The sequence below is a fragment of the Bradyrhizobium sp. 61 genome (genome assembly GCF_023073075.1).
In the GTDB taxonomy this organism is placed as follows: Bacteria; Pseudomonadota; Alphaproteobacteria; order Rhizobiales; family Xanthobacteraceae; genus Bradyrhizobium; species Bradyrhizobium barranii.
In genome coordinates, this window is sequence record NZ_JADPIU010000056.1 from 1 (window position 1) to 19,923 (window position 19,923).

Genomic DNA, 19,923 nt, shown 5'->3' on the forward strand with positions numbered 1-19,923 from the left:
TTCAGACGAACAGTCCCGGAAATGGCTTACGGTGCTTGAAAAGACGGGTGCAGCCAACGTCCGAGCGCGCCTTGCCCAGACCGTCGCGGCATCCGCAGGAGCGATCGCGATCGGAACCGCGCCCGTCATGACGATCGGGTTCGCCCAGGAATGGCTGAACTGGAAAGATAATCAAAAATCCGAGGCGGATATCGAACGGCACGAGCGGCAGGTCTGGTGGACTCGGACCGCGACAATCGCAGCCTCGGTCGCCGCCTTGTCGCCGATCGAGACGTCGAACAGCACGTTGCCGGCCTTGTCCGGCCAGACCTGCGGCGCGCCCTTCTTGACCGCGTTGACGACGCCGGTCACCGCCGGCAGCGGGCTCCATTTGACCTCGATCGCCTCGATCGCGTCGCGCGCCTGGTCGATGGTCTCGGCGACCACGAAGGCGATGGAATCGCCGACATGGCGCACCTCGTCCTTGGCGAGGATCGGGTAAGGCGGGCCGGTGAAGGGATCGGTCTCGAGATTGAACAGGCAGGGCAGATTGCCGAGATCCTTCACATCATCGGCGGTCAGGATCAGCGCAACGCCCGGCAGCGTACGGGCCCGGCTCGCATCGATGGTGTACTTGGCATGCGCGTGCGGCGAGCGCAGCATCAGGCAGCGAAGCGCGGCCTGCGGCGCATAATCATCGGTATATTGGCCCTTGCCGCGGATGAGCGCGTCATCCTCCTTGCGCAGCACGCTTTGGCCAACGCCGAACTTGATGGGAGCCGCCATTTTCTTATCCCGTCCTCATGGTTGTTTTGCGGGCATATTGCCGTGGAAAAAGTGGCAAGGCAAACGGCTTTAGGCGTGCACAGGCCGCGAAGACTCGCCCGGCGCCTCGCCTGTCAGAGCGGGATGCGACGAAAACGCCGCAGCCCGGTCATTTCCCTGTGAGGAACGGTCCGGTTGATGGCACGATAGTTGCCGAACTCGTCCCGCGGTGCACTCCTAAGAAGTAGTCGCGCTGACTGCCGCTTGTTCGCAAAGCGTATCTCCGCTTCCGACGGTTGATCACCTATATCACGCCCCGCCTCCAAAGATCCGTGGCGCGATCTCTCAGCGTATCGATAGCGCGTTCAGGCGAGATGTAGTCGATCTCGCTACGCGTCAAGCCGATATCCATCAGCTCCCTGTCACTCAGGTCCTGCAATCCGAGCCCTGGGCGCGGCCGCCGCTCCTGAAACGCAAGCCAGTATCGCTTGATCAGTCTCAAGACGATGGAGAGGTCGAGGCGAAGCCTCGCGGCATCGCGCTCAATCTCGGATGCGCTGTTCGTCTGTTGGGGTGGCATCGGATGCTCCTGCTGTTGTGCCGGCAGGGAGCGTGGCCAAACAAAAGGCCCCGTCCGATGCCGGCGGGGCCTGGTGGAAAAGATGTCGTCGTCGAATTCCTAGCGCGCGACTCCTTCCACGGCCCAGCCGAAGCGGGTCATGTGGTTGCGGTTGAAATGGCGCGACGATTTGATCATGCGGCGCCAATACCACGGCAATCGTGCAAAATCAAGGGATGTGCGGAGGTCGGTTGCACCTTGGAGGCGAGTCCCTCGCTCCGACGAATTCGCTCATTCGACGCGACGGTTCATGTCCCCTACGCGAGGGGCATTCCAAAGCGGACGTTTACGACCGCTCCGAGAGGGCGGCCATTGCCCCCTGGGACATTCTCAACAGCCGGCCGACCTGGACGAGCCGGCCGGCTGCGCGCATCAACGGACGTGCGTCGCTTAGGGACGAACGCGGATAATCGTATTTCCCTTACGTCGCTCGGTCGAATTTAAGGCGGCGACGGCATCGTCGAGGGTCGAGACGTTGCCGATGTTAGTCCGCAGTCGTCCGTCCCGCACCCACTCGACGATCTCACTCAGTTGGGCACGATCAGCCTCGACGACGAAGTCGATCGCCAGCCCGTTGGAAGGCGGCGCCTCCGCCGGACCGACGATGGACACCAGTGTTCCCCCGGCTCGAATGAGTCCTGTGGACCGCTTCTGGATGTCACCACCGATGACATCGAACACCAGATCGACTTCGCCGATGTCCTCCAGTGCGTCGTTGTCGAGGTCGACGAACTCCTTCGCGCCGAGGTCGAGCACTGTCTGACGATCGGCGGCACGTCCGGAGCCGATGACGTAAGCTCCGGCCGCTCGTGCGAGTTGCGTCACCATAGACCCGACTGCGCCTGCCGCCCCGTGTGCCAGCACGCTCTGCCCCGCCTGAAGGCGACCGTGCTGGAACAGCCCTTGCCACGCGGTGAGGCCGGAGATCGGCAGGCTCGCGCCCACGGTAAAGTCGACGTCGCCCGGCAGCGGCGCAAGGTTGCGCGCCTCGATTGCCACGTACTCGGCCAGCGTGCCGTCGCGATACCAGTCCGCGAGGCCGAACACCCGTTGTCCCACCGACAGCCCCGTTGTTCCATATCCAAGGGCAGAGACCACTCCGGCCAGCTCGTGCCCAGGGATCGATGGCGTTCGGTTGCGATCAAGGCGATCGGCCCAGCTCGAGGGCCACGCAAGCTCAGTCGGGATAAATCTCGACGCATGAACCTGGACGACGACATCGTTTATCGCTGCCTGCGGCTCGGGCCGGCGCACCAGCTTCATACCGGCCGTTCCCGCGGCTTGCTCCGTTACAACGATCGCCTTCATGGGATTTTCTCCTTGGTCTCTTCGGTGGAAATGTGAGGGAGCGCGCACGCGCCGGCTTTCCACAAAATGCTAGGCAGTGTGGAACTCCTGTCTCCGTGTCGGCGATTGAGTTGTCTGCACTGATCGGAACTCCCGCTAAGCCCGATGGATCGGGCTCGCTCCGATCCATGGTCGTAGCGAGTAGATGCGTTGCGCCTGGCTATAAAAAAGTACCAAGATTGACGATTCTGGCTGTACCAACCGATGCCATGATGTCGGCCTTGAGACTGTGAGCCGACGAGAATCGCAAAACTGGGCTTGGCAAGTCGCTGCCGACACCAACCGACTGGACTTATTCAGTCAGCTCACGGGGCGAACAACCTCAAGGAGCGATCGGTCCAGCGATGATGAACTCACCGACGCCATACACAAAGCTTCACGCAGGTGAGCGATGCGCGGTTCTGAGCTCCGACTGAGACTGCCTCGTGATGCCCCGCTAAGGTCGACTCCAGGCCCTTAGCCGAAGTGCACTGACGTCTACTGCAGGTCCGCCTTTCGTGGGCAGAGCGGACCTGACAAACCTGTTGGCTCACTCCTAGCCACGCACCAGCGAGACCAACCAGCTGCGGCCGAACAGGATGAGGATCGCGAGCGCGTAGACGATGGTGCCTCCGACGGCCAGCAGCACCAGCATCAGCTCATCGCGGAAGTGCATCGAGCCCAGCATAGAACCGCTGAAGCGCGCGATCAGCCAGAACGTGGCGGCGAGGATCAGTCCGGTCAGCAGGAATTTGGCGAGCGACAACAGCCAGGCGCGGTCCAGCACGAGAAAGCCGCGCCGTACGGCGAAGAACAGCACCAGCAGCAGATTGGTCCAGACACCGACGGCGGTTGCGAGCGCCAGGCCGATCTGGGCGAGCGATCCCATCAAGGCCACCTTCAGGGCGACGTTGACCGCGATGCCGGTCAGCGAGGCGCGCACTGGCGTGGCGGTGTCCTTGCGGGCATAGAAGGTCGCGACTGCGCTGCGGATCAGCACGAAGGGGATCAGGCCGATGGCATAGGCCGCGAGCGTGGCGCCGGCGGCGGCGGCATCGGCCTTCGAGAACGCGCCACGGGCGAACAGCGCACGCATGATCGCGTCGGGCACAGTGATGAAGGCCGCCACGAATGGGATCGAGAACAGCAGCGTGAAATCGAAGGCGCGGCGCTGCGCCTTCATCGCACCGTCATGATCGTTGGCGGTGATCCGCCGCGACATCTCCGGCAGCAGAACCGTGCCGATCGCGATGCCGATCACACCGATCGGCAGCTGGTTGAGGCGGTCGGCATAATAGAGCGCGGACAGCGCGCCTGCCGGCAGAAAGGTCGCGATGATGGTGTCGGCGAACAGCGCGACCTGCGTGCCCATCGATCCCAGCGTCGCCGGCCCAAGCGCCTTGAAGAAGCTGCGGACGTCTTCGTCGAGCTTCAGCGGCGCAAAGCGCGGCAGGCCGCCATGGCGCGCGAGATCGCCCGCGAGCAGGAAATATTGCAGGAAGCCGGAAATCAGGACGCCCCAGGCGGCGGCGTGGCCCGCGCTGGGAAACCAGGCGGCGAGCGCCAGCGTCATCATCATGGAGATGTTGAGGAAGATCGATGCCGCCGCGGCACTGGCAAAGCGCTGCATCACGTTGAGCATGCCGCCATAGAGCGTCACCAGCGTGATCAGCAGCAGATAGGGAAAGGTGATCCGGGTCAGCTCGATCGCGAGCTTGCGCTGCTCGGCGTCCTCGGAAAAGCCGGGCGCCAGAATGCTCATGGCCTGCGGCATGAACAGCCAGGCGACGATCAGCAGCACCACCTGCGATGCCAGCAGCAGCGTGAAGATGCGGTCGGCGAACAATTTTGCCGCCCCCTCCCCGCGCTCGCCATGGACATGCGCATAGGCGGGCACCCAGGCGGCGTTGAAGGCGCCCTCGGCGAAGATCGCGCGGAAATGATTAGGCAGCCGCAGCGCCACGAAAAAGGCGTCGGCCACGGGGCCGGCGCCCAGGATCGCCGCGAGCATGATGTCGCGGGCAAATCCCGTCAGCCGCGAGAGCAGCGTGTAACCACCAACCGTGAAGATGCGTCCGAGCATGCGTCTGTTTTAGAGACTTATCGAACAGAGGTCGATTGCATCTTGCGATGTGCGTTGCTGTGCCCTCTCCCCTTGCGGGAGAGGGCATCGCCGCGATCAGACACAAGCGCATTGGGGTGAGGGGTATCTCTCCGCTTTTTGCGCGGAGAGATACCCCTCACCCGTCTCGCCGCTAGCGCGGCGAGCCACCCTCTCCCACAGGGGGAGAGGGGAAGAAATCAGCCCGCGATCGCGCCGCGCACTGCGGCGATGATTCGCTCCTGGTCGGCTTCCGTCAGGTAGGCGTGCATCGGCAGGCTGATGACGTCCTGCGACAGGTTCTCGCAGCCCGGCAGGCCGCCGTCGGCGACCGGATACTGCTTGTAGGCGGTCTGCTGGTGCATCGACTTGCCGTAATAGATCGCGGTCGGCACGCCCTGGGCCTTCAGCGCGGCGGCGAAGCCGTCGCGGTCGGTGCCCTCAGGGAGACGGATCGTGTACTGCGCCCAGACCGAGGTATTGCCCGGCGCAAGCCGCGGCACGGTGACGACGTTGGACAGGCCACGCGCGTAACGCTCCGCAACCTTGTTGCGGGCGGCGATCTCGTCGTCAAAAATCTTCAGCTTCTCGATCAGGATCGCGGCCTGCATGGTGTCGAGCCGGCCGGTCAGGCCGAGGCGGACGTTGTCGTATTTGTCCACGCCCTGCCCGTGCACGCGGATGCTGCGCAGCGTCGCGGCGAGCTCGTCGTCATCGGTGAAGATCGCGCCGCCGTCGCCGAAGCAGCCGAGCGGTTTGGCCGGGAAGAAGCTGGTCGCGGTGGCGAGCCCGAAGGTGCCGAGCTTGCGGCCCTTGTAGCTCGCACCAAACCCTTGGGCTGCGTCATCCAGCACGAACAGGCCTTCGGCCCTGGCGATCTCGGCGATGGAATCGTGGTCGGCGGGCTGGCCGAACAAATCGACCGGAATCACCGCGACCGGCTTCAGGCCGGCCTTGCGGGCGGTCGCGATGCCGCGCTTGAGCGACTCCGGGCTCATGTTGAAGGTGGCTTCATCGACATCGACGTAAACAGGCGTCGCGCCGGTGCGCGCCACCGGCGACGCGGTTGCGATGAAGGTGAAGGACGGGCACAGCACGGCATCGCCGGGGCCGACATTCTTCGCCATCATGACCATCAGGATCGCATCGGTGCCGCTGGCGCAGCCGATCACGTGCTTGGCGCCGCTATAGGCCGCAAGCTGCTTCTCGAGCTCGGCGACTTCAGGACCATTGACGAACTGGCAATGGTCGAGGACGCGCTTGACGGCGGCATCGAGCGAGGCGCCGAGCCGGCGGCGCTGCGAGGCGACGTCGACGAAGGGAATGGGTTCGGAACGCAGATGCTGGTTCATGGCGCCTTGCGGGTTTTGAGCGGTCGACATGGAGAAGAGATCAGCCCGCGACGCGGCGCGGGCCCTTGCGGGCAGCCGACGAGGCCGCGGGCCGCGACGGCGTTTCGAGGCACTGCGTGGCGATCTCGAGACTGGCGACGCCCTCGTCGCCGGTAACCGCCGGCGTCTCGCCGTTGCGGACGGCCTTCAGGAACGCGATCAACTCGGCACGGAGCGGCTCGTCGTGGCCGACCGGCAGATGCCGCATCGAATAGCTGCCGTCCGGCTTGAAGCCGAAGCACTCGGTGACCTGGCGCGTCAACAGATCGCCCATCACGTATTTGCCGCGGGTCGCGACCGTGACGCTGCGCGCCTTGAACGGCGTCAGCCAGTTAGTGTTGATGTGCGCGAGCACGCCATTGGCGGTGCGGAACTGCAGGAGCGCGATGTCCTCGCGCTCGGCGACCGCGCTCGACAATTGCGGCTGCACCTCGACGATGTCGGATTCGGTGAACCAGCGGATCAGATCGATGTCGTGCACGGCGAGGTCGATGACGACGCCGACATTGGACATGCGCGGCGGGAACGGGCCGACGCGGGTGATCGCGATGGAGAGAATATCTTCGCCAGCGATCGCCTGCTTGACGGCGGCGACCGCCGGATTGAAGCGCTCGACATGGCCGATCATCAGCGTCACGCCGGCCTTTTGCGCGGCGGCGACGATCTCGCGACCTTCCGCGACCGTGGAGGCGATCGGCTTCTCCACCAGCACATGAACGTTCCTGCCGATGCAGGCGAGCGCGACCTCGTGATGCAGATGGGTCGGCGCGGCGATGGTGACGGCGTCGACACCTTCGGCGAGGAGTTGGTCGAGCGTCTCGAAACCCTGGCAGCTGGCAAGCTCGGTGGTGCGCGTCAGATGCGCCGGCGACGGATCGACCACACCGACGAGGCTGACGCCTGGAAGACCCGCGAGCACGCGCGCATGGTTGCTGCCCATCACGCCCGCGCCAACGACGCCAACGCGCAAGCCGGCCTTTGCCGGTGCAAACCCTTTGGAACTCATCTGAGTAAACCCCGATTCAACGCAAATCCCCGGGCCGCTTCTAACACGGGCGCCACATTTGTGGCGAATGTCAGCCGAATTGACCGGACACGATTTGATTCAAAAAGTTACACGTTCCCCGGGCCTTAGCGCCAAAAGCTTGCGCCTTCCGGCCCGGGTCGCGTGATTCGGAGCTTGCTGGTTACGACCTTTGATAGTCGTCTTCAATCCGGATGATGTCGTCTTCCCCGAGATAGCTTCCGGTCTGGACCTCGATGAGTTCCAGCATGATCTTGCCGGGGTTCTCCATCCGGTGCACCGCGCCCATCGGGATGTAGATGGACTCGTTCTCGTGCACCGTCTTGACGGTCTCGTTGACGGTCACCCGGGCGGCACCGCGGACGACGATCCAGTGCTCGGCGCGATGATGGTGCTTCTGCAGCGACAGCCGCCCGCCCGGCTTGACGACGATGCGCTTGACCTGGTGGCGCTCGCCGTTGTCGACGGACTGGTAGCTGCCCCAGGGCCGGTGCACCTTGAGATGCTCCTCGGTGACCTTCGGTGCGACCGCCTTCAGCTTCGTCACGAGGCGCTTCAGGCCGTTGGCATCCTTCTGGCGCGAGACCAGCACCGCATCCGCGGTGGCGACCACGACGAGATCGTCGACGCCTTCGAGCGCGACCAGCGCTGCATCTGTGGTGACGTTGCAGTTGCGCGAGTCTTCGAACACCGCACTGCCATGCGAAGCATTGCCTTGCGCGTCCTTCTCCGACAACTCCCACACCGCGTGCCAGGAGCCGACGTCGGACCAGCCGCAGGACACCGGCACAACCGCTGCGCGCGAGGTCTTCTCCATCACCGCGTAGTCGATCGAGATCGCCTTCGCCGCGCCGAACGCCTCGGGCTCCAGCGTCACGAAGCCCAGATCGCGGCCCGCATTGGTCACTGCATTGGACACCGCCTCGATGCTCGCCGCGTCGACCTTGCGGTATTCGTCGAGCAGGACCGTGGCCGGGAACATGAAGTTGCCGCTGTTCCAGAGATAGCCCGAACTGACGTAGTCGGCCGCCTTCACGGCATCAGGCTTTTCGACGAAGCGCGCGACCGCGTGCACCTCGCCGGAGATCACCTCGCCCGGGCTGATATAGCCGTATTCAGTCGCCGGCCGCTCCGGCTTGACGCCGAAGGTGACGATGCGCCCAGCGCTCGCGGCGGTGAGGCCTTCGCGGCACGCCGCGACGAAGGCGGCGTTGTCCTGCACCACGTGGTCGGCGGCGAGCGCGAGCACGATCGCGTCACTGGCGCGGTTCTGTGCGAACACCGCGCCCGCGGCGATCGCGGGGCCGGAATCGCGCCGCATCGGCTCGAGGATCACGTCGGCCTCGATGCCGATCTCGGCGAGCTGCTCCAGCACCATGAAGCGATAGGACGCATTGGTGATGACGATCGGACGATCAAACAGCGAGGCATCCGACACGCGCAGCAGCGTGTCCTGGAAGGTCGAGCGCGTGCCGAACAGCGGCAGGAACTGTTTTGGGCGCACCTCGCGCGAAGCCGGCCACAGCCGCGTGCCGGCACCGCCGCACATGATCAGGGGGATAATGCGTTTGTCCATCGTCATTTCAAACCTTGAAGTAGTCCCGATACCAGGTGACAAAATTGCGGACCCCGAGCGCGATCGGCGTTGACGGTGCAAAGCCGGTGTCGCGCGTCAGATCCTCGACATCCGCGAACGTTTCCAAGACGTCTCCCGGCTGCATCGGCAGCAATTCTTTGATTGCCGTCCGACCCAGCTCCTGCTCCAGAAGTCCGACGACATGCATCAGCTCTTCCGGATGGTGGTTGCCAACATTGTAGACCTTAGACGGCGCATTTGCGGCAGCCGGGTCATCCGCGGGCACCCGATCGATCAGCTTGGATACTACACGGGTGACGTCGTCAATATAGGTGAAGTCGCGACGCATTTTGCCATGGTTAAAGAGCCGGATCGGACGCTCCGCCATGATGGCGTTCACGAACAGAAACAGGGCCATGTCGGGCCGGCCCCACGGGCCGTAGATGGTGAAGAAGCGCAGGCCCGTGACCGGCAGCCGGTAGAGATGGCTGTAGGACTGCGCCATCAATTCGTTCGCCTTCTTGGTCGCGGCATAGAAGCTCACTGGATGGTCGGTCCGGTCCTGCACGGCAAATGGCAGTTTAGTGTTGGCGCCATAAACGGAGGATGACGAGGCGTAGACGAGATGACGACAAGAGTTGTTGCGGCAGCCCTCCAGCACGTTGAGAAAGCCCTGGAGATTGGAATCGGCGTAAGTGTGCGGATGGTCGATCGAGTAGCGCACGCCCGCCTGCGCCGCGAGATGCACGACTTTGTCAAATCGATGTCGCGCAAACAGCGCCGAGATGGTCTCGCGGTCGGCGAGATCGGCCTCGACGAAGGCGAAGCGGGAATCGCTCCGAAGCAGGGCCAGGCGCGCCTGTTTCAGCGCCGGATCGTAATAGCTGTTGAGATTGTCGAGCCCGACCACGGGCCGGCCCTCGGCCAGCAGCTGCCGGGCGACGTGAAAGCCGATGAACCCGGCGGCTCCCGTGACCAAAATCGCCTGATCCGTCATCCTGTTCCCAAGCGATCTGTTGCCACGCGATCCCCAAGCCGGCCCCGCGGCGCCTCTTTAGCCGCGGTATCGAGGCCGTCGCAATAGCCTCGCCGCTATTCGTCACCGCTCCAGATAAGCGCTATTGCAAGATCGGCGCCAAGACCATACCAAAGCGGCCGAATTCGACGCCTCGCGTCGGGTTGCCTCAAATCTTCGCAAACCCTGTTCATGCGGGCGAGATGCGCCGAATCCTGCTGTCGACGGCCAAAATCCTGATTTCCGGAGCGCTGCTCTACCTGGCGCTGCGCAAGGTCGATCTGTCCGAACTGTTTTCACGCCTGACCGCGACCAGCCTGCTCTGGATCGCCATGGCGATCGCGGTCACGTTCCTGCAAATCTTCGTCGGCGTGGTCCGCTGGCGCGAGGTCAGCGCCGAATGCGGCGCGCCGCTCGAGCTCGGCCGCGCGATGCGCTACAACGTGATCGGTGCGTTCTTCAACCAGACGCTGCCCTCCGCGATCGGTGGCGATGCGGTCCGGCTATGGTTGGTTGCGCGCGCCGGCGCCGGATGGCGTGCGGCCACCTACTCGATCTTCGTCGACCGCGCGATCGGCCTTGTCGCGCTGGCGATCGTCGTCGTCGCGAGCCTGCCCTGGAGCTACGAGCTCATCACCGATCCGCACGGACGCTCGGCGCTGCTGCTCGTCGATTTCGCCGCGCTCGCGGGCGGCGTCGGTTTCCTGATCTTCGGCGCGCTGAAATGGTCGTGGCTGAAGACCTGGTGGGCCACCCATCACATCCACGCCTGCGCCGTGATTGCTAACCGCGTGATCTTCAACGCCAAGCGCGGACCGATCGTCGCAATTCTGTCGCTTCTCGTTCACGTGCTCGCCGTCGTCATTGCGTGGTGCGTGGTGAAGTCGATTGCCGCCCCCGTCAGCTTCGGCCAAACATTCCTCCTCATTCCGCCGATCATGCTGATCACCCTGATGCCGATCTCGATCGCCGGCTGGGGCGTGCGCGAGGCGACGATGGGCCTGGCCTTCGGTTTCGCCGGGCTTTCCGCCAATGAAGGCGTTAACGTCTCGCTGCTATTCGGCGCCGTGCTCTTCATCGTCGGCGCGATCGGCGGCCTGGTCTGGATCCTCAGCGCGGAGAAGGCCGCGAAAGGGTCGGCGCCGCTCGGGGTGCCGCAGTGAGCCCAACCGTCGACGCTGTTGCCGTCATGTCGTCGCTGCTTGCCGTCGCGGTCGCCGCGCTGATGTCGGCGATCATCACCTGGACCAGCCGTCCCCTGCTCCAGCGCTATGCCCTGGCGCGACCGAATGCCCGTTCCTCGCATCGCATTCCGACCCCGCAGGGCGCCGGCATCGCGGTGATCACCGCCACGCTGCTGGTCGCATCGGCCTGGGCCGCCTGGGCGAACGTTGCGATCCCGCCGGCGCTAGTCATTGCAACGATCGTGATCGCCCTGGTCGGATTCGCCGACGACATCGTGTCGCTGCCGGTGTTGGCGCGGCTGGCGCTGCAAGCAGCCTGCGTCGGCGCGGTCGTGTTCACCGCGTCCGAGACTGCGCGCATCGTGCCGGCACTGCCCCTTCCGCTCGAGCGTGGCCTCATCCTGCTCGCCGGCGTCTGGTTCGTGAACCTCGTCAACTTCATGGACGGGCTGGACCTGATGACGGTCGCGGAAGTCGTGCCCGTCACCGCGGCGCTGCTGCTGCTGGGACTGCTCGGTGATCTCTCGTGGCCGGCGGCGCTGATCGCCACGGCAATGTGCGGCGCCATGCTCGGCTTTGCGCCGTTCAACCGTCCGGTCGCAAAAGTGTTTTTGGGCGATGTCGGCAGCCTGCCGATCGGCCTTTTGCTCGGCTGGTGCCTGCTGGAGCTCGCCTGGCATGGGCAGCCGGCTGCGGCACTGCTGCTGCCGGCCTATTACCTCGTCGATTCCACCATCACGCTGTTTCGGCGCATCGCGCGCCGCGAACAATTCTGGTCGGCGCACCGCTCGCACTTCTACCAGCGCGCTACCGACAACGGCTTCACGGTCCGCGGCGTGATCGGCGATGTGTTCGCGCTCAATCTATTGCTGGCTGTGCTTGCCATCATCACGGTTCGCGCAAGCTCGACCTCGGTCACATGGCTCGCGCTTGTCGCGGGCGCGATCGCAATCGGATTCGTCCTGCACCGCTTCTCCCGACCTCAGGCGTCCTGAGCCGACAGCGCGAGCCGCAGGCCCTCGTCGAGGGAGACCTGCGGCTGCCAGCCGGTCGCTATCGCCTTGGCGAGGTTGAGCTCGAGCGAGCCGATCAGGCTGTCATGAGTATCTTGCCGGCCCATCACGCTGAGCAGCGTTGAGAGCAGGTCCGGCGGCATGCCGAACAGCCGCGAGGTCTTGCCGGCAGCCTTCGCCAGCCGCTCGATGAATTCGGGCGTCGAGACCTGTTCCGTGTCCGCGACCAGGAAGATCTCGAAATTGCTCGTGGGATCGGGGTGAGCCAGCCGGCGCAGGATGAACGACGACAGATTTTGCACGGCCAGGAACGCACGCTGATTGCGAATTGCGCCAAAGGGCAGCGGCAGTCCCAGATTCACGGCGCGCGTCAGCAGCGCGAAATTGCCCTTAGCGCCAGCGCCATAGACCAGCGGCGGCCTAATCACCGAGATATTCATGTCGCTGTCGCGCGCCAGCGTCCTCAAGCCCGCCTCGGCGGCGGCCTTGGACATGCCGTAGAGGCCGCGCGGCGTGAGGATGTCCTCTTCGCTGAACGGCGCGCGGCCATCATTGCTGCGGCCGTGCACGAGAACGGTGCTGACGAAGATGAACTGGCGAACGCCCGCCGTTGCCGCGGAGCGCGCCAGGTGCAGCGTGCCGGCGATGTTGACGTTGCGGTAGAGCTGGACCGCGTGCTCCTCGTGCTTGTGATGCACGCGCGCGGCGAGATGGACCACGGCGTCGACGCCTTCGAGCGCCGCCTCCCAATCGGTATCGGGCCCGATCGATCCGATCGCGACCTCGTCCTCGATTCCCTCCGGCCTGCGCGCCGCGCGGCGGACCGACCATCCCTCGCGCGCGAGCTCAGGCGCGACGTGGCGGCCGACGAAGCCGCTCGCCCCTGTCACCAGCACGACCGGTTTCCGCTCGCTCATCGTTGCTCCGTCAGATCGGGGTTGCGCAACAATTCGTCGATCAACCCGGCATAGGCGTTCATCGCGGTCGTCTGGTCGAATCTCGCTGCCGCCTTCACCGCGCGTTCGCCCATGGCGGCGGCGTCGCAACGTGATGCCGCGCGGATTGCGTCGGCGAGCTGATCGGCGCGGCCCGGCGTCACGACCCAGCCGAGCCCGTTCTCCGCCACCGTCAACGCGGCCTCGGCCTCCGGCTCGGAGACCAGCGCCACCGGACGGCCGACCGCCAGCAGATTGTAGAACCGGCTCGGCACCGACACCCCCGCCACGTTCTTCCGGTACGGAATGATCCAGAGATTGGCAGCCGCCAGGAACGCCTCGAGCTCGGCATCCGCCACCCGCGCCACGAACGACACATTGGGCAAGTTCGCCTCGGCCTGCAACTGCTTCAGCCGCTTGAAGCCGATGCCCCAGCCGGACAGCAGGAAGTGGATGTCCGGTTCGTCCTTCAAAAGGCGTGCCGCCTCGAACACGATCTCCGGATCATGAGTGAAGCCAAGATTGCCCGACAGGCCGACAATGAATCGCGCGGAAAGCGCCTTGCGGAACGGATTGTCCGGCGCCAGGGGACGTGCCGCCGGTACGAGCGTCGCCCAGTTCGGGATGAAGCGGATCTTGTTCCGCGTCATGCCGGAATAGCTCAAGAGCGGCCGCTCCGCATCGCGGCCGATTGTGATGACGGCATTGAGCGCGCGGAACATCAGGCTGTTGGCCGCGCGCATCGTTCGCGTCACGAACGAGCCGGGCTTCAGGATTTCCGCCATCACGAGAACATCGGGGAAGAGGTCGTGCATGATCAGCGCCGAGCGCGCGCCCTTGCATCTTGCCGCGGCCGCGACCGCGTAAGGCAGCATGAACGGCGCGGTCACGGTGACCACGACGTCACCAGCCCTAAGCTCCCGGATCAACGCGAAGAAGGTGCGCGCCGCGAACAGCAGCTCGGAGGCGCCACGTCGCACCAGCGCGGCCTTTCCCGCCATCCGGTTCTTGATGGCGATCACGCGCGGCTTGCCCGGGCCGGTTTGCGAGGCCGGCAATTCGCCGGGCGAGCCCGACAGCACGATGACCTCGTGGTTGACGGCGACGCGGCATGCGATCTCTGCCATGATCGCGGCGGTCGTGCTCGGATCAGGCGGATAGTGCTGGCTCGCGACGACGATCTTGCCTTGAGACTGCATGGTCAGGCCGCGGTCGACCCGAATTCAGGAACCGCATCCTTCAGGATGGTCTTGATCGTGGCCCGATCGTCCCGCGCGATCGCCTGCTCCAGCGCCGCGATCCATTTGCGCAGCGTCTGCATCGGCGGCTCGTTCGGCTGCGCGGCCATGATGCCGGCGACACCGATCTCACGGGTCGGCTCCTCGGAGGCGAACAGGATTTCGTGCAGGCGCTCGCCCGGCCGCATGCCGGTGAACACGATCTCGATGTCGTAGCCGGGCTGGAGGCCCGAGAGGCGGATCATGCGCTCGGCGAGATCGACGATCTTCACCGGCTGGCCCATGTTGAGCACGTAGACCGAGACGTCGGGACGCTGCGTTCCGAGCGCATGCGTTGCCGCCGTGATGACGAGATCGCAGGCCTCGCGGATGGTCATGAAGTAGCGGACCATGTCGGGATGCGTCACCGTCACGGGGCCGCCGGCCTCGATCTGGGCCTTGAACTTCGGCACCACCGAGCCGTTCGATGCCAGCACGTTGCCGAACCGGACCGAGATCAACCGCATCGGCGGCCTGGCACTGCCGCTAGCTGCGGCAAGATCGTGGTCGAGCGCCTGGCAGTACATCTCGGCGAAGCGCTTGGTGAGGCCGAGCATCGACACCGGCTCGATCGCCTTGTCGGTCGAGATCATCACCATGGCTTCGGCGCCGGCGCCGTGCGCCGCATCGGCAACGTTGATCGAGCCGAAGATATTGGTCTTGACGCCCTCGCTCCAGTCGCGCTCCAGGATCGGCACGTGCTTGAGCGCGGCGGCATGGAACACGATGTCCGGCTTGAACTCCGCCATCAGGCGGATGATGCGCTCCCGGTCGCGGATGTCGGCGATCCGCCCCTCGATCGCGGCCGCAGCGCCCTGCGCAGCCAGCGTCTCCGTGACCGCGTAGAGCGCCGGCTCGGAATTTTCCACGATCAGCAAACGTGCGGCGCCGAAGGCAACGACACGCTCGCAGATCTCGGACCCGATCGATCCGCCGCCGCCGGTGACGATGACAGCCTTGCCCTTGATCAGCGCTTCGAGCCGCGCATAGTCGATCTTTTCGCTCGGCCGCAGCAGGAGATCCTCGACCGCGACGGCCGTGAGGCGCGGCGCGTCGCCGCTCTCCAGCGAGGGCATGCGGTTGACGATCACGCCCAGCTTGCGCGCCCGCATCAGGATCGATTCCGGATGGGCGTCCGGCTCGAACGCGGACGGCGTCATCACCAGGCGTGCGATCGGCTTGTCGCGTTTGGCGAAGTCGCCGATGACGTCCTCGATGTCGTCGATGTCGCCCAGCACCGGCACGTTGCGGATGAACTGGCCGCGATCGGATCTCGACGGCGACAGCACGCCCACCGGCCAGATGCGCTTGATCGCCCCGCTCTCGATGCCGCGCAGCAGCACCTCGGCATCCGCGGCGCGGCCGATCAGCAGCGTCGGCGCGGCATCCTCGCCCCTCGCATGCCGCCGCACCCGCGTATAGCGGAAATAGCGATAGGCCATGCGCAGCGCGCTGAGGGAGGCGATTTCGAGGAACCAGTAGAGGACGATCGTCACCTTGCCGAGGAAGAAGGCGCCGCGGACGTTGGGGGCGACGAAGATGTAGTCGAGCGCCAGGAGGGCAACCGTCAGCACGGTCGCGACGCGGATGATGTTCAGCGCGTCAGGCAGCGAGATGAAGCGCCATTTCGTCGTGGTCAGATTGAAGAGGAAGAACACGACCACGCTGAAGGCGAGGAAGTAGGGCAGGATCCGGAACAGCAGCGGCAGCCGATCGAAGAAGCCGTCGCCGCCCTCGAAACGCACGTAGAAGGCTGCGAACAGCGCCGCCGTGGTCGCCAGCAGGTCGTGGAGCGCGATCAGGAAATTGCGCAAGGTGAGATGCGAAAGACGCGTCATCCGCCGACCGATGAAATCCCAGTTAGGTGCAACCTGACCGCGCTGATAGCCCATCTCGACAAGACTTGCCAGTACAAGACTTGCCAGCCGCGCGGCCGTTCAGGAACCAGCTTCCCCCACCTTCGCATCGACGCGTCTGGCCCGGATCACCATGCCGCCGGCAACGCCGACGCCGATGACATACATCCAGCCCTCGTGGAAGTCGAACAGATGGGAGTTGAACAGCGAGGTGAAGACGTTCTGCACCACGACCAGTAGGCCAACCCAATAGGCCAGCCCATCGCCGCGGAACAACAGGAGATGCAGGATCCAGGTCGCGTAGAGAACGGCGATGCCGATAACGCCCCATTGCACGGCGACATTGAGCGTCTGGTTATGCGGATTGCCGATCACCTCGGCGGAGGCCTGGTAGCCGCTGCCGGTCTTGACCTGCTCGAACAATCCACGCGTCGAACCGGTGCCGTGCCCCTTGATCGGCGCCTCCGCGAAGAAGCCGAGCGATTTCCGCCAGAATTCGAGCCGCAGGCCCAGCGAGGTCGGCTCGCCCTTTTCGACATAGCGCGTGTAGTCGCTGGCGAAGGTGTCCGCGGTCTTGCGCAATTGCGGCGAGGCCTGCCAGGCGAGAGCGGCGCCGGCGAGCAGAGCGGCCGAGATGATCGCGATGCTGCGCCAGCGCAGGTGCAGCAGTGCGAACACGCCGAACATGATCGGAACGGTGACCAGCGCGGTGCGCGACACCACCACGAAGGCCATGTTGACGAAGAAGCTCAGAGCCAGCGCGATCAATAGCCCCGCGAACCAATAGCGCTTCTCGCGCAGCAGCATCACGATGGGATAGGCGAGCGCGACCGCGCACAGCGCGAATTCCTGGCTCTGGTCGATGTAGTTCTTGACGAAGATGCCGCGCTCAAGCTGATCGGGCTTGAGCGTCAGGTTGGGATAGAAGGCCACCAGCCACGACATCACCGAGAGCAGCGCGCAGGACACCAGGAACGCGATGAACATCCAGTGCCCGCGCGGCGAGCGCTCGAAATGATAGAGGAAGACCGGCAGCACGAGCAGCTTGACGGTCGGATTGACCGCATAGAGACGCGCGCCCCAGGCCGCATCCGACCACAGCGTGCCCACCAGCGCGAGCAGGACGAGCGCGATCGGCGCGGCTGCGATCGGGCGCTTCAGCGATTGCAGGAATGCGCGGACGTCGAGAAACGGCACCATGCAGAGCAGGAACACAGCGTTGAAGATCGCCGTGAGCGAGGTCGACCAGGGCAGCGACGCCACGGTCAGGATTGCGAACAGGTCGGCCGTCTCGTACCACGCCGCCGGGCTGCGAAAGCGCCGCCACAGCGTCTGGCCGGTCGTCTCCCGGGCGAGCGTCGTCGCTTGGTCCGTCACTTGCCCCCTCCCCGCGCGCGATGGACCAGCGCGGTCGTGCTGAAGCCCTGGAGGATGTCGACCAGCACGACGGCCCCGCCGGCGGCTTCGACGACCTCGTGGCCGACCACCTGCTCGCGGGTGTAGTCGCCGCCCTTCACCAGCGCGCTCGGCTTGATCCGGGTGATCAAATCGATCGGCGTATCCTCCTCGAAGATGACGACGAGATCGACGGCTTCGAGCGCCGCGAGCACTTCCGCACGCGCCCGCTCGTCCTGAACCGGGCGATCGGCGCCCTTCAGCCGCCGCACCGAGGCATCGCTGTTGAGGCCGACGATCAGGCGATCGCAGGCTCCGCGCGCCGCGGTCAACACCTTGACGTGGCCGGGATGCAGGATGTCAAAGCAGCCATTGGTGAAGCCGACGCGCAGGTCCTGCCGGCGCCATTCCGCGAGCTGTGCGTCGAGCGCATCAGGCTCGAGCACGATCTTCTCCTCGGCCGCGAGATAGGCATGCGGCAGGATCTTCCGCCGCAGCTCGGCCGCGCTCACGCTGGCCGTGCCTTGCTTGCCGACGGCGACGGCAGCGGCCGCATTGGCCATCCGCAACGCCGTGTCCCAGTCCGCACCCGCCGCGAGCGACACCGCAAGCGCGGCGGCGACGGTGTCACCGGCGCCGGAGACGTCGCGCACCTGCACGGGGACAGCCGGAACATGAACGGCTTCGCCATTGCGCGGCACCAGCGTCATGCCGTGCTCGCCTTGCGTGACCAGGATCGCCTCGCAATCGGCGAGCCGCATCACGTCCTCGCTGGCATCGACGATGCTCTGCGGCGTGTCGGCGCGGCTGCGGGTCGCCTCCGAAAATTCCTTGCGATTGGGCGTGAGCAGCGTGGCGCCGCGATAGATCGCCCAGTTCAGGCTCTTGGGATCGACGATCACGGGCTTGCCGAGCGTTCGCGCGGCGTCGATGGTGTGGCGGATCACCCGCGCGGTCAGTACGCCCTTGGCGTAGTCGGAGAGCAGCACGATGTCGGCGCGCGCGATCTGCGGCAGGATTGCGTCGATCAGCCTGGTCTCGATGTCGTCGGAGGCAGGCATCGCCTGCTCCCAATCCGCGCGCAGCATATGCGTGGAAAAATGCTCGGAGACGAAGCGGACTTTTCGCGTGGTCGGCCGCGACGGATCGCACACCAGCGCGCTTTCGATGCTGTCCTGCTCATCGAGCGCGGCCTTGAGCCGTGCACCGGCATCGTCCTCGCCGACGAGGCCGACGAAGATGCAGCGCGCGCCGAGGGACGCGATATTGCGCGCGACGTTTCCGGCGCCGCCGATATGGATCTCGCTGCGCTGGGCGGCGATCACAGGCGCCGGTGCTTCCGGCGAGATCCGCGACACCTCGCCATAGACGAACTCGTCCAGCATGATGTCACCGATGCACAGCACCGTACGGCCTGAGATGGCTTGCGCGAGGGCGTCGAAATCGAGAATGGGCGTCGGCATGGTCCTTGAAGCCTCAGCGGAAGCGGTCTGGCCGGTCGAGATAATCGCCGACATAGGCTTTCACCGCATCCTCGAGCGTCGTGAAGCCGCCGTTATAGCCGGCGCGATGCAGGCGATCGACCTCGCTCTGGGTGAAGTATTGATAGCTGCTGCGGATCTGCTCGGGCATGTTGACATATTCGATGTTGGGCCTGGTGCCGAGCGCGGCATAGGCAGCGAGCATCAGATCCCTGAAGCTGCGCGCCTTGCCGGTACCGACGTTGAAGAGACCGGACACCGACGGCGTCGCCAGCAGCCACATGACGACGCGGACGACGTCGTCGACATAGATGAAGTCGCGGCGCTGATCGCCGTCGGCAATGCCCTCGCGGTGCGACTTGAACAATTGCACGACACGGCCGGCCCTCACGTCGTCGAAGCGGCGCGCCAGCACGCTCATCATCGAGCCCTTGTGGTATTCGTTGGGGCCGAACACGTTGAAGAATTTCAGTCCGGCCCATTGCGGCGGCAGCTTGTCGCCGCGCGCGACGCGCTCGGCGACGGCGAGATCGAACAGGTGCTTGCTCCAGCCGTAGAGATTCATCGGCCGCAGTTTCTTCAGCGCGGGCAGCGAGGCGTCGTCGTCAAAGCCTGCATCGCCGTCGCCATAGGTCGCCGCCGAGGACGCGTAGATGAGCGGCACCGCATTCGCCGTGCTCCAGTCGAGCAGGCGCATCGACAGGCGGAAATTGGTCTCGATCACGAGGTCGCCGTCGGTCGCGGTGGTCTCGGAAATCGCCCCGAGATGGATCACGGCATCGAGCTTGCGGCCCTCTAGCCAGTCGAGCAACTCCGCCGGCGGGACGATATCCACAAGCTGGCGCTTGGCGAGGTTCCGCCATTTGCCGTCGCTGCCGAGCAGGTCGCAGACCACGACGTCGCTGCGGCCGGCCTCATTCAGCGCAGCCACGACATTCGATCCGATAAAACCGGCCCCGCCGGTCACCAGCAACATTCAACCTACC

Annotated in this window: 14 protein-coding genes and 1 pseudogene; 2 read left to right on the top strand and 13 right to left on the bottom strand. The window is 65.1% G+C overall.

Translation table 11 applies throughout. The features are described from left to right. Positions 1–237: 237 nt before the first annotated feature. From IVB46_RS19795 to IVB46_RS19830, 7 genes and pseudogenes are all read right to left on the bottom strand, one after another. Positions 238–765: pseudogene (locus IVB46_RS19795) on the bottom strand (xanthine dehydrogenase family protein molybdopterin-binding subunit); the annotation flags it as partial. 988 nt (positions 766–1,753) lie between these two features. After that, on the bottom strand, positions 1,754–2,671 hold the full coding sequence (locus tag IVB46_RS19805) for an NADP-dependent oxidoreductase (RefSeq protein WP_208087752.1): 918 nt from the start codon (positions 2,669–2,671) through the stop codon (positions 1,754–1,756). A 574-nt stretch (positions 2,672–3,245) separates the two neighbouring features. Further along, entirely contained in the window at positions 3,246–4,772 is a 1,527-nt protein-coding gene (gene murJ / locus IVB46_RS19810) for a murein biosynthesis integral membrane protein MurJ (RefSeq protein ID WP_208087753.1), read from the bottom strand. 218 nt (positions 4,773–4,990) lie between these two features. Continuing rightward, complete coding sequence (locus IVB46_RS19815) at positions 4,991–6,172, bottom strand: DegT/DnrJ/EryC1/StrS family aminotransferase (protein WP_155795084.1); 1,182 nt, start codon at positions 6,170–6,172, stop codon at positions 4,991–4,993. Between the two features lie 10 nt (positions 6,173–6,182). After that, complete coding sequence (locus IVB46_RS19820; RefSeq protein WP_247309759.1) at positions 6,183–7,187, bottom strand: Gfo/Idh/MocA family oxidoreductase; 1,005 nt, start codon at positions 7,185–7,187, stop codon at positions 6,183–6,185. Positions 7,188–7,368: 181 nt separating this feature from the next. Further along, complete coding sequence (locus IVB46_RS19825; protein WP_208087755.1) at positions 7,369–8,781, bottom strand: mannose-1-phosphate guanylyltransferase/mannose-6-phosphate isomerase; 1,413 nt, start codon at positions 8,779–8,781, stop codon at positions 7,369–7,371. A 7-nt stretch (positions 8,782–8,788) separates the two neighbouring features. Next, on the bottom strand, positions 8,789–9,778 hold the full coding sequence (locus tag IVB46_RS19830; RefSeq protein WP_208087756.1) for an SDR family NAD(P)-dependent oxidoreductase: 990 nt from the start codon (positions 9,776–9,778) through the stop codon (positions 8,789–8,791). 221 nt (positions 9,779–9,999) lie between these two features. Between IVB46_RS19830 and IVB46_RS19835 the strand changes: the two genes are divergently transcribed. Both IVB46_RS19835 and IVB46_RS19840 read left to right on the top strand, forming a co-directional pair. Continuing rightward, on the top strand, positions 10,000–10,959 hold the full coding sequence (locus IVB46_RS19835) for a lysylphosphatidylglycerol synthase transmembrane domain-containing protein (RefSeq protein ID WP_166099473.1): 960 nt from the start codon (positions 10,000–10,002) through the stop codon (positions 10,957–10,959). Beyond that, positions 10,956–11,975, top strand: a complete 1,020-nt coding sequence (locus tag IVB46_RS19840; protein ID WP_166099476.1) for a glycosyltransferase family 4 protein — start codon at positions 10,956–10,958, stop codon at positions 11,973–11,975. The genes IVB46_RS19835 and IVB46_RS19840 overlap by 4 nt, the downstream gene beginning before the upstream one ends. Here the strand turns inward: IVB46_RS19840 and IVB46_RS19845 are convergent. The 6 genes from IVB46_RS19845 to rfaD form a co-directional block, all read right to left on the bottom strand. Continuing rightward, a complete protein-coding gene (locus IVB46_RS19845) occupies positions 11,963–12,910 on the bottom strand; it encodes an NAD-dependent epimerase/dehydratase family protein (RefSeq protein ID WP_038957566.1) in 948 nt (315 codons plus the stop codon). The genes IVB46_RS19840 and IVB46_RS19845 overlap by 13 nt on opposite strands. After that, a complete protein-coding gene (locus tag IVB46_RS19850; protein ID WP_247343334.1) occupies positions 12,907–14,127 on the bottom strand; it encodes a glycosyltransferase family 4 protein in 1,221 nt (406 codons plus the stop codon). Before IVB46_RS19850 ends, IVB46_RS19845 begins: the two co-directional genes overlap by 4 nt. Positions 14,128–14,129: 2 nt before the next feature. Next, the gene (locus IVB46_RS19855; RefSeq protein WP_208087758.1) at positions 14,130–16,043 is read right to left on the bottom strand and encodes a nucleoside-diphosphate sugar epimerase/dehydratase; all 1,914 of its coding nucleotides are present in this window, start codon (positions 16,041–16,043) and stop codon (positions 14,130–14,132) included. A gap of 99 nt (positions 16,044–16,142) precedes the next feature. After that, positions 16,143–17,438 (bottom strand): O-antigen ligase family protein, encoded by a 1,296-nt coding sequence (locus IVB46_RS19860; RefSeq protein WP_166099485.1) that lies wholly within the window; start codon positions 17,436–17,438, stop codon positions 16,143–16,145. Next, positions 17,435–18,919: a D-glycero-beta-D-manno-heptose-7-phosphate kinase gene (gene rfaE1, locus IVB46_RS19865; RefSeq protein ID WP_247309757.1), complete on the bottom strand. Its 1,485-nt coding sequence runs from the start codon at positions 18,917–18,919 to the stop codon at positions 17,435–17,437. Before rfaE1 ends, IVB46_RS19860 begins: the two co-directional genes overlap by 4 nt. A gap of 13 nt (positions 18,920–18,932) precedes the next feature. Further along, positions 18,933–19,913 carry an ADP-glyceromanno-heptose 6-epimerase gene (gene rfaD / locus IVB46_RS19870; protein ID WP_166099514.1) on the bottom strand — a complete coding sequence of 327 codons (981 nt, stop codon included), beginning with the start codon at positions 19,911–19,913 and terminating at the stop codon, positions 18,933–18,935. Positions 19,914–19,923 lie beyond the last annotated feature (10 nt).

Bases quoted from the DNA above. Each gene is read 5' to 3' on its own strand.
- IVB46_RS19830 (WP_208087756.1), bottom strand. From the start codon at position 9,778: ATGACGGATCAGGCGATTTTGGTCACGGGAGCCGCCGGGTTCATCGGC.
- IVB46_RS19805 (WP_208087752.1), bottom strand. From the start codon at position 2,671: ATGAAGGCGATCGTTGTAACGGAGCAAGCCGCGGGAACGGCCGGTATG.
- IVB46_RS19845 (WP_038957566.1), bottom strand. From the start codon at position 12,910: ATGAGCGAGCGGAAACCGGTCGTGCTGGTGACAGGGGCGAGCGGCTTC.
- IVB46_RS19835 (WP_166099473.1), top strand. From the start codon at position 10,000: ATGCGCCGAATCCTGCTGTCGACGGCCAAAATCCTGATTTCCGGAGCG.
- murJ (WP_208087753.1), bottom strand. From the start codon at position 4,772: ATGCTCGGACGCATCTTCACGGTTGGTGGTTACACGCTGCTCTCGCGG.
- IVB46_RS19825 (WP_208087755.1), bottom strand. From the start codon at position 8,781: ATGGACAAACGCATTATCCCCCTGATCATGTGCGGCGGTGCCGGCACG.
- IVB46_RS19815 (WP_155795084.1), bottom strand. From the start codon at position 6,172: ATGTCGACCGCTCAAAACCCGCAAGGCGCCATGAACCAGCATCTGCGT.
- rfaE1 (WP_247309757.1), bottom strand. From the start codon at position 18,919: ATGCCGACGCCCATTCTCGATTTCGACGCCCTCGCGCAAGCCATCTCA.
- IVB46_RS19850 (WP_247343334.1), bottom strand. From the start codon at position 14,127: ATGCAGTCTCAAGGCAAGATCGTCGTCGCGAGCCAGCACTATCCGCCT.
- IVB46_RS19855 (WP_208087758.1), bottom strand. From the start codon at position 16,043: ATGACGCGTCTTTCGCATCTCACCTTGCGCAATTTCCTGATCGCGCTC.
- rfaD (WP_166099514.1), bottom strand. From the start codon at position 19,913: ATGTTGCTGGTGACCGGCGGGGCCGGTTTTATCGGATCGAATGTCGTG.
- IVB46_RS19820 (WP_247309759.1), bottom strand. From the start codon at position 7,187: ATGAGTTCCAAAGGGTTTGCACCGGCAAAGGCCGGCTTGCGCGTTGGC.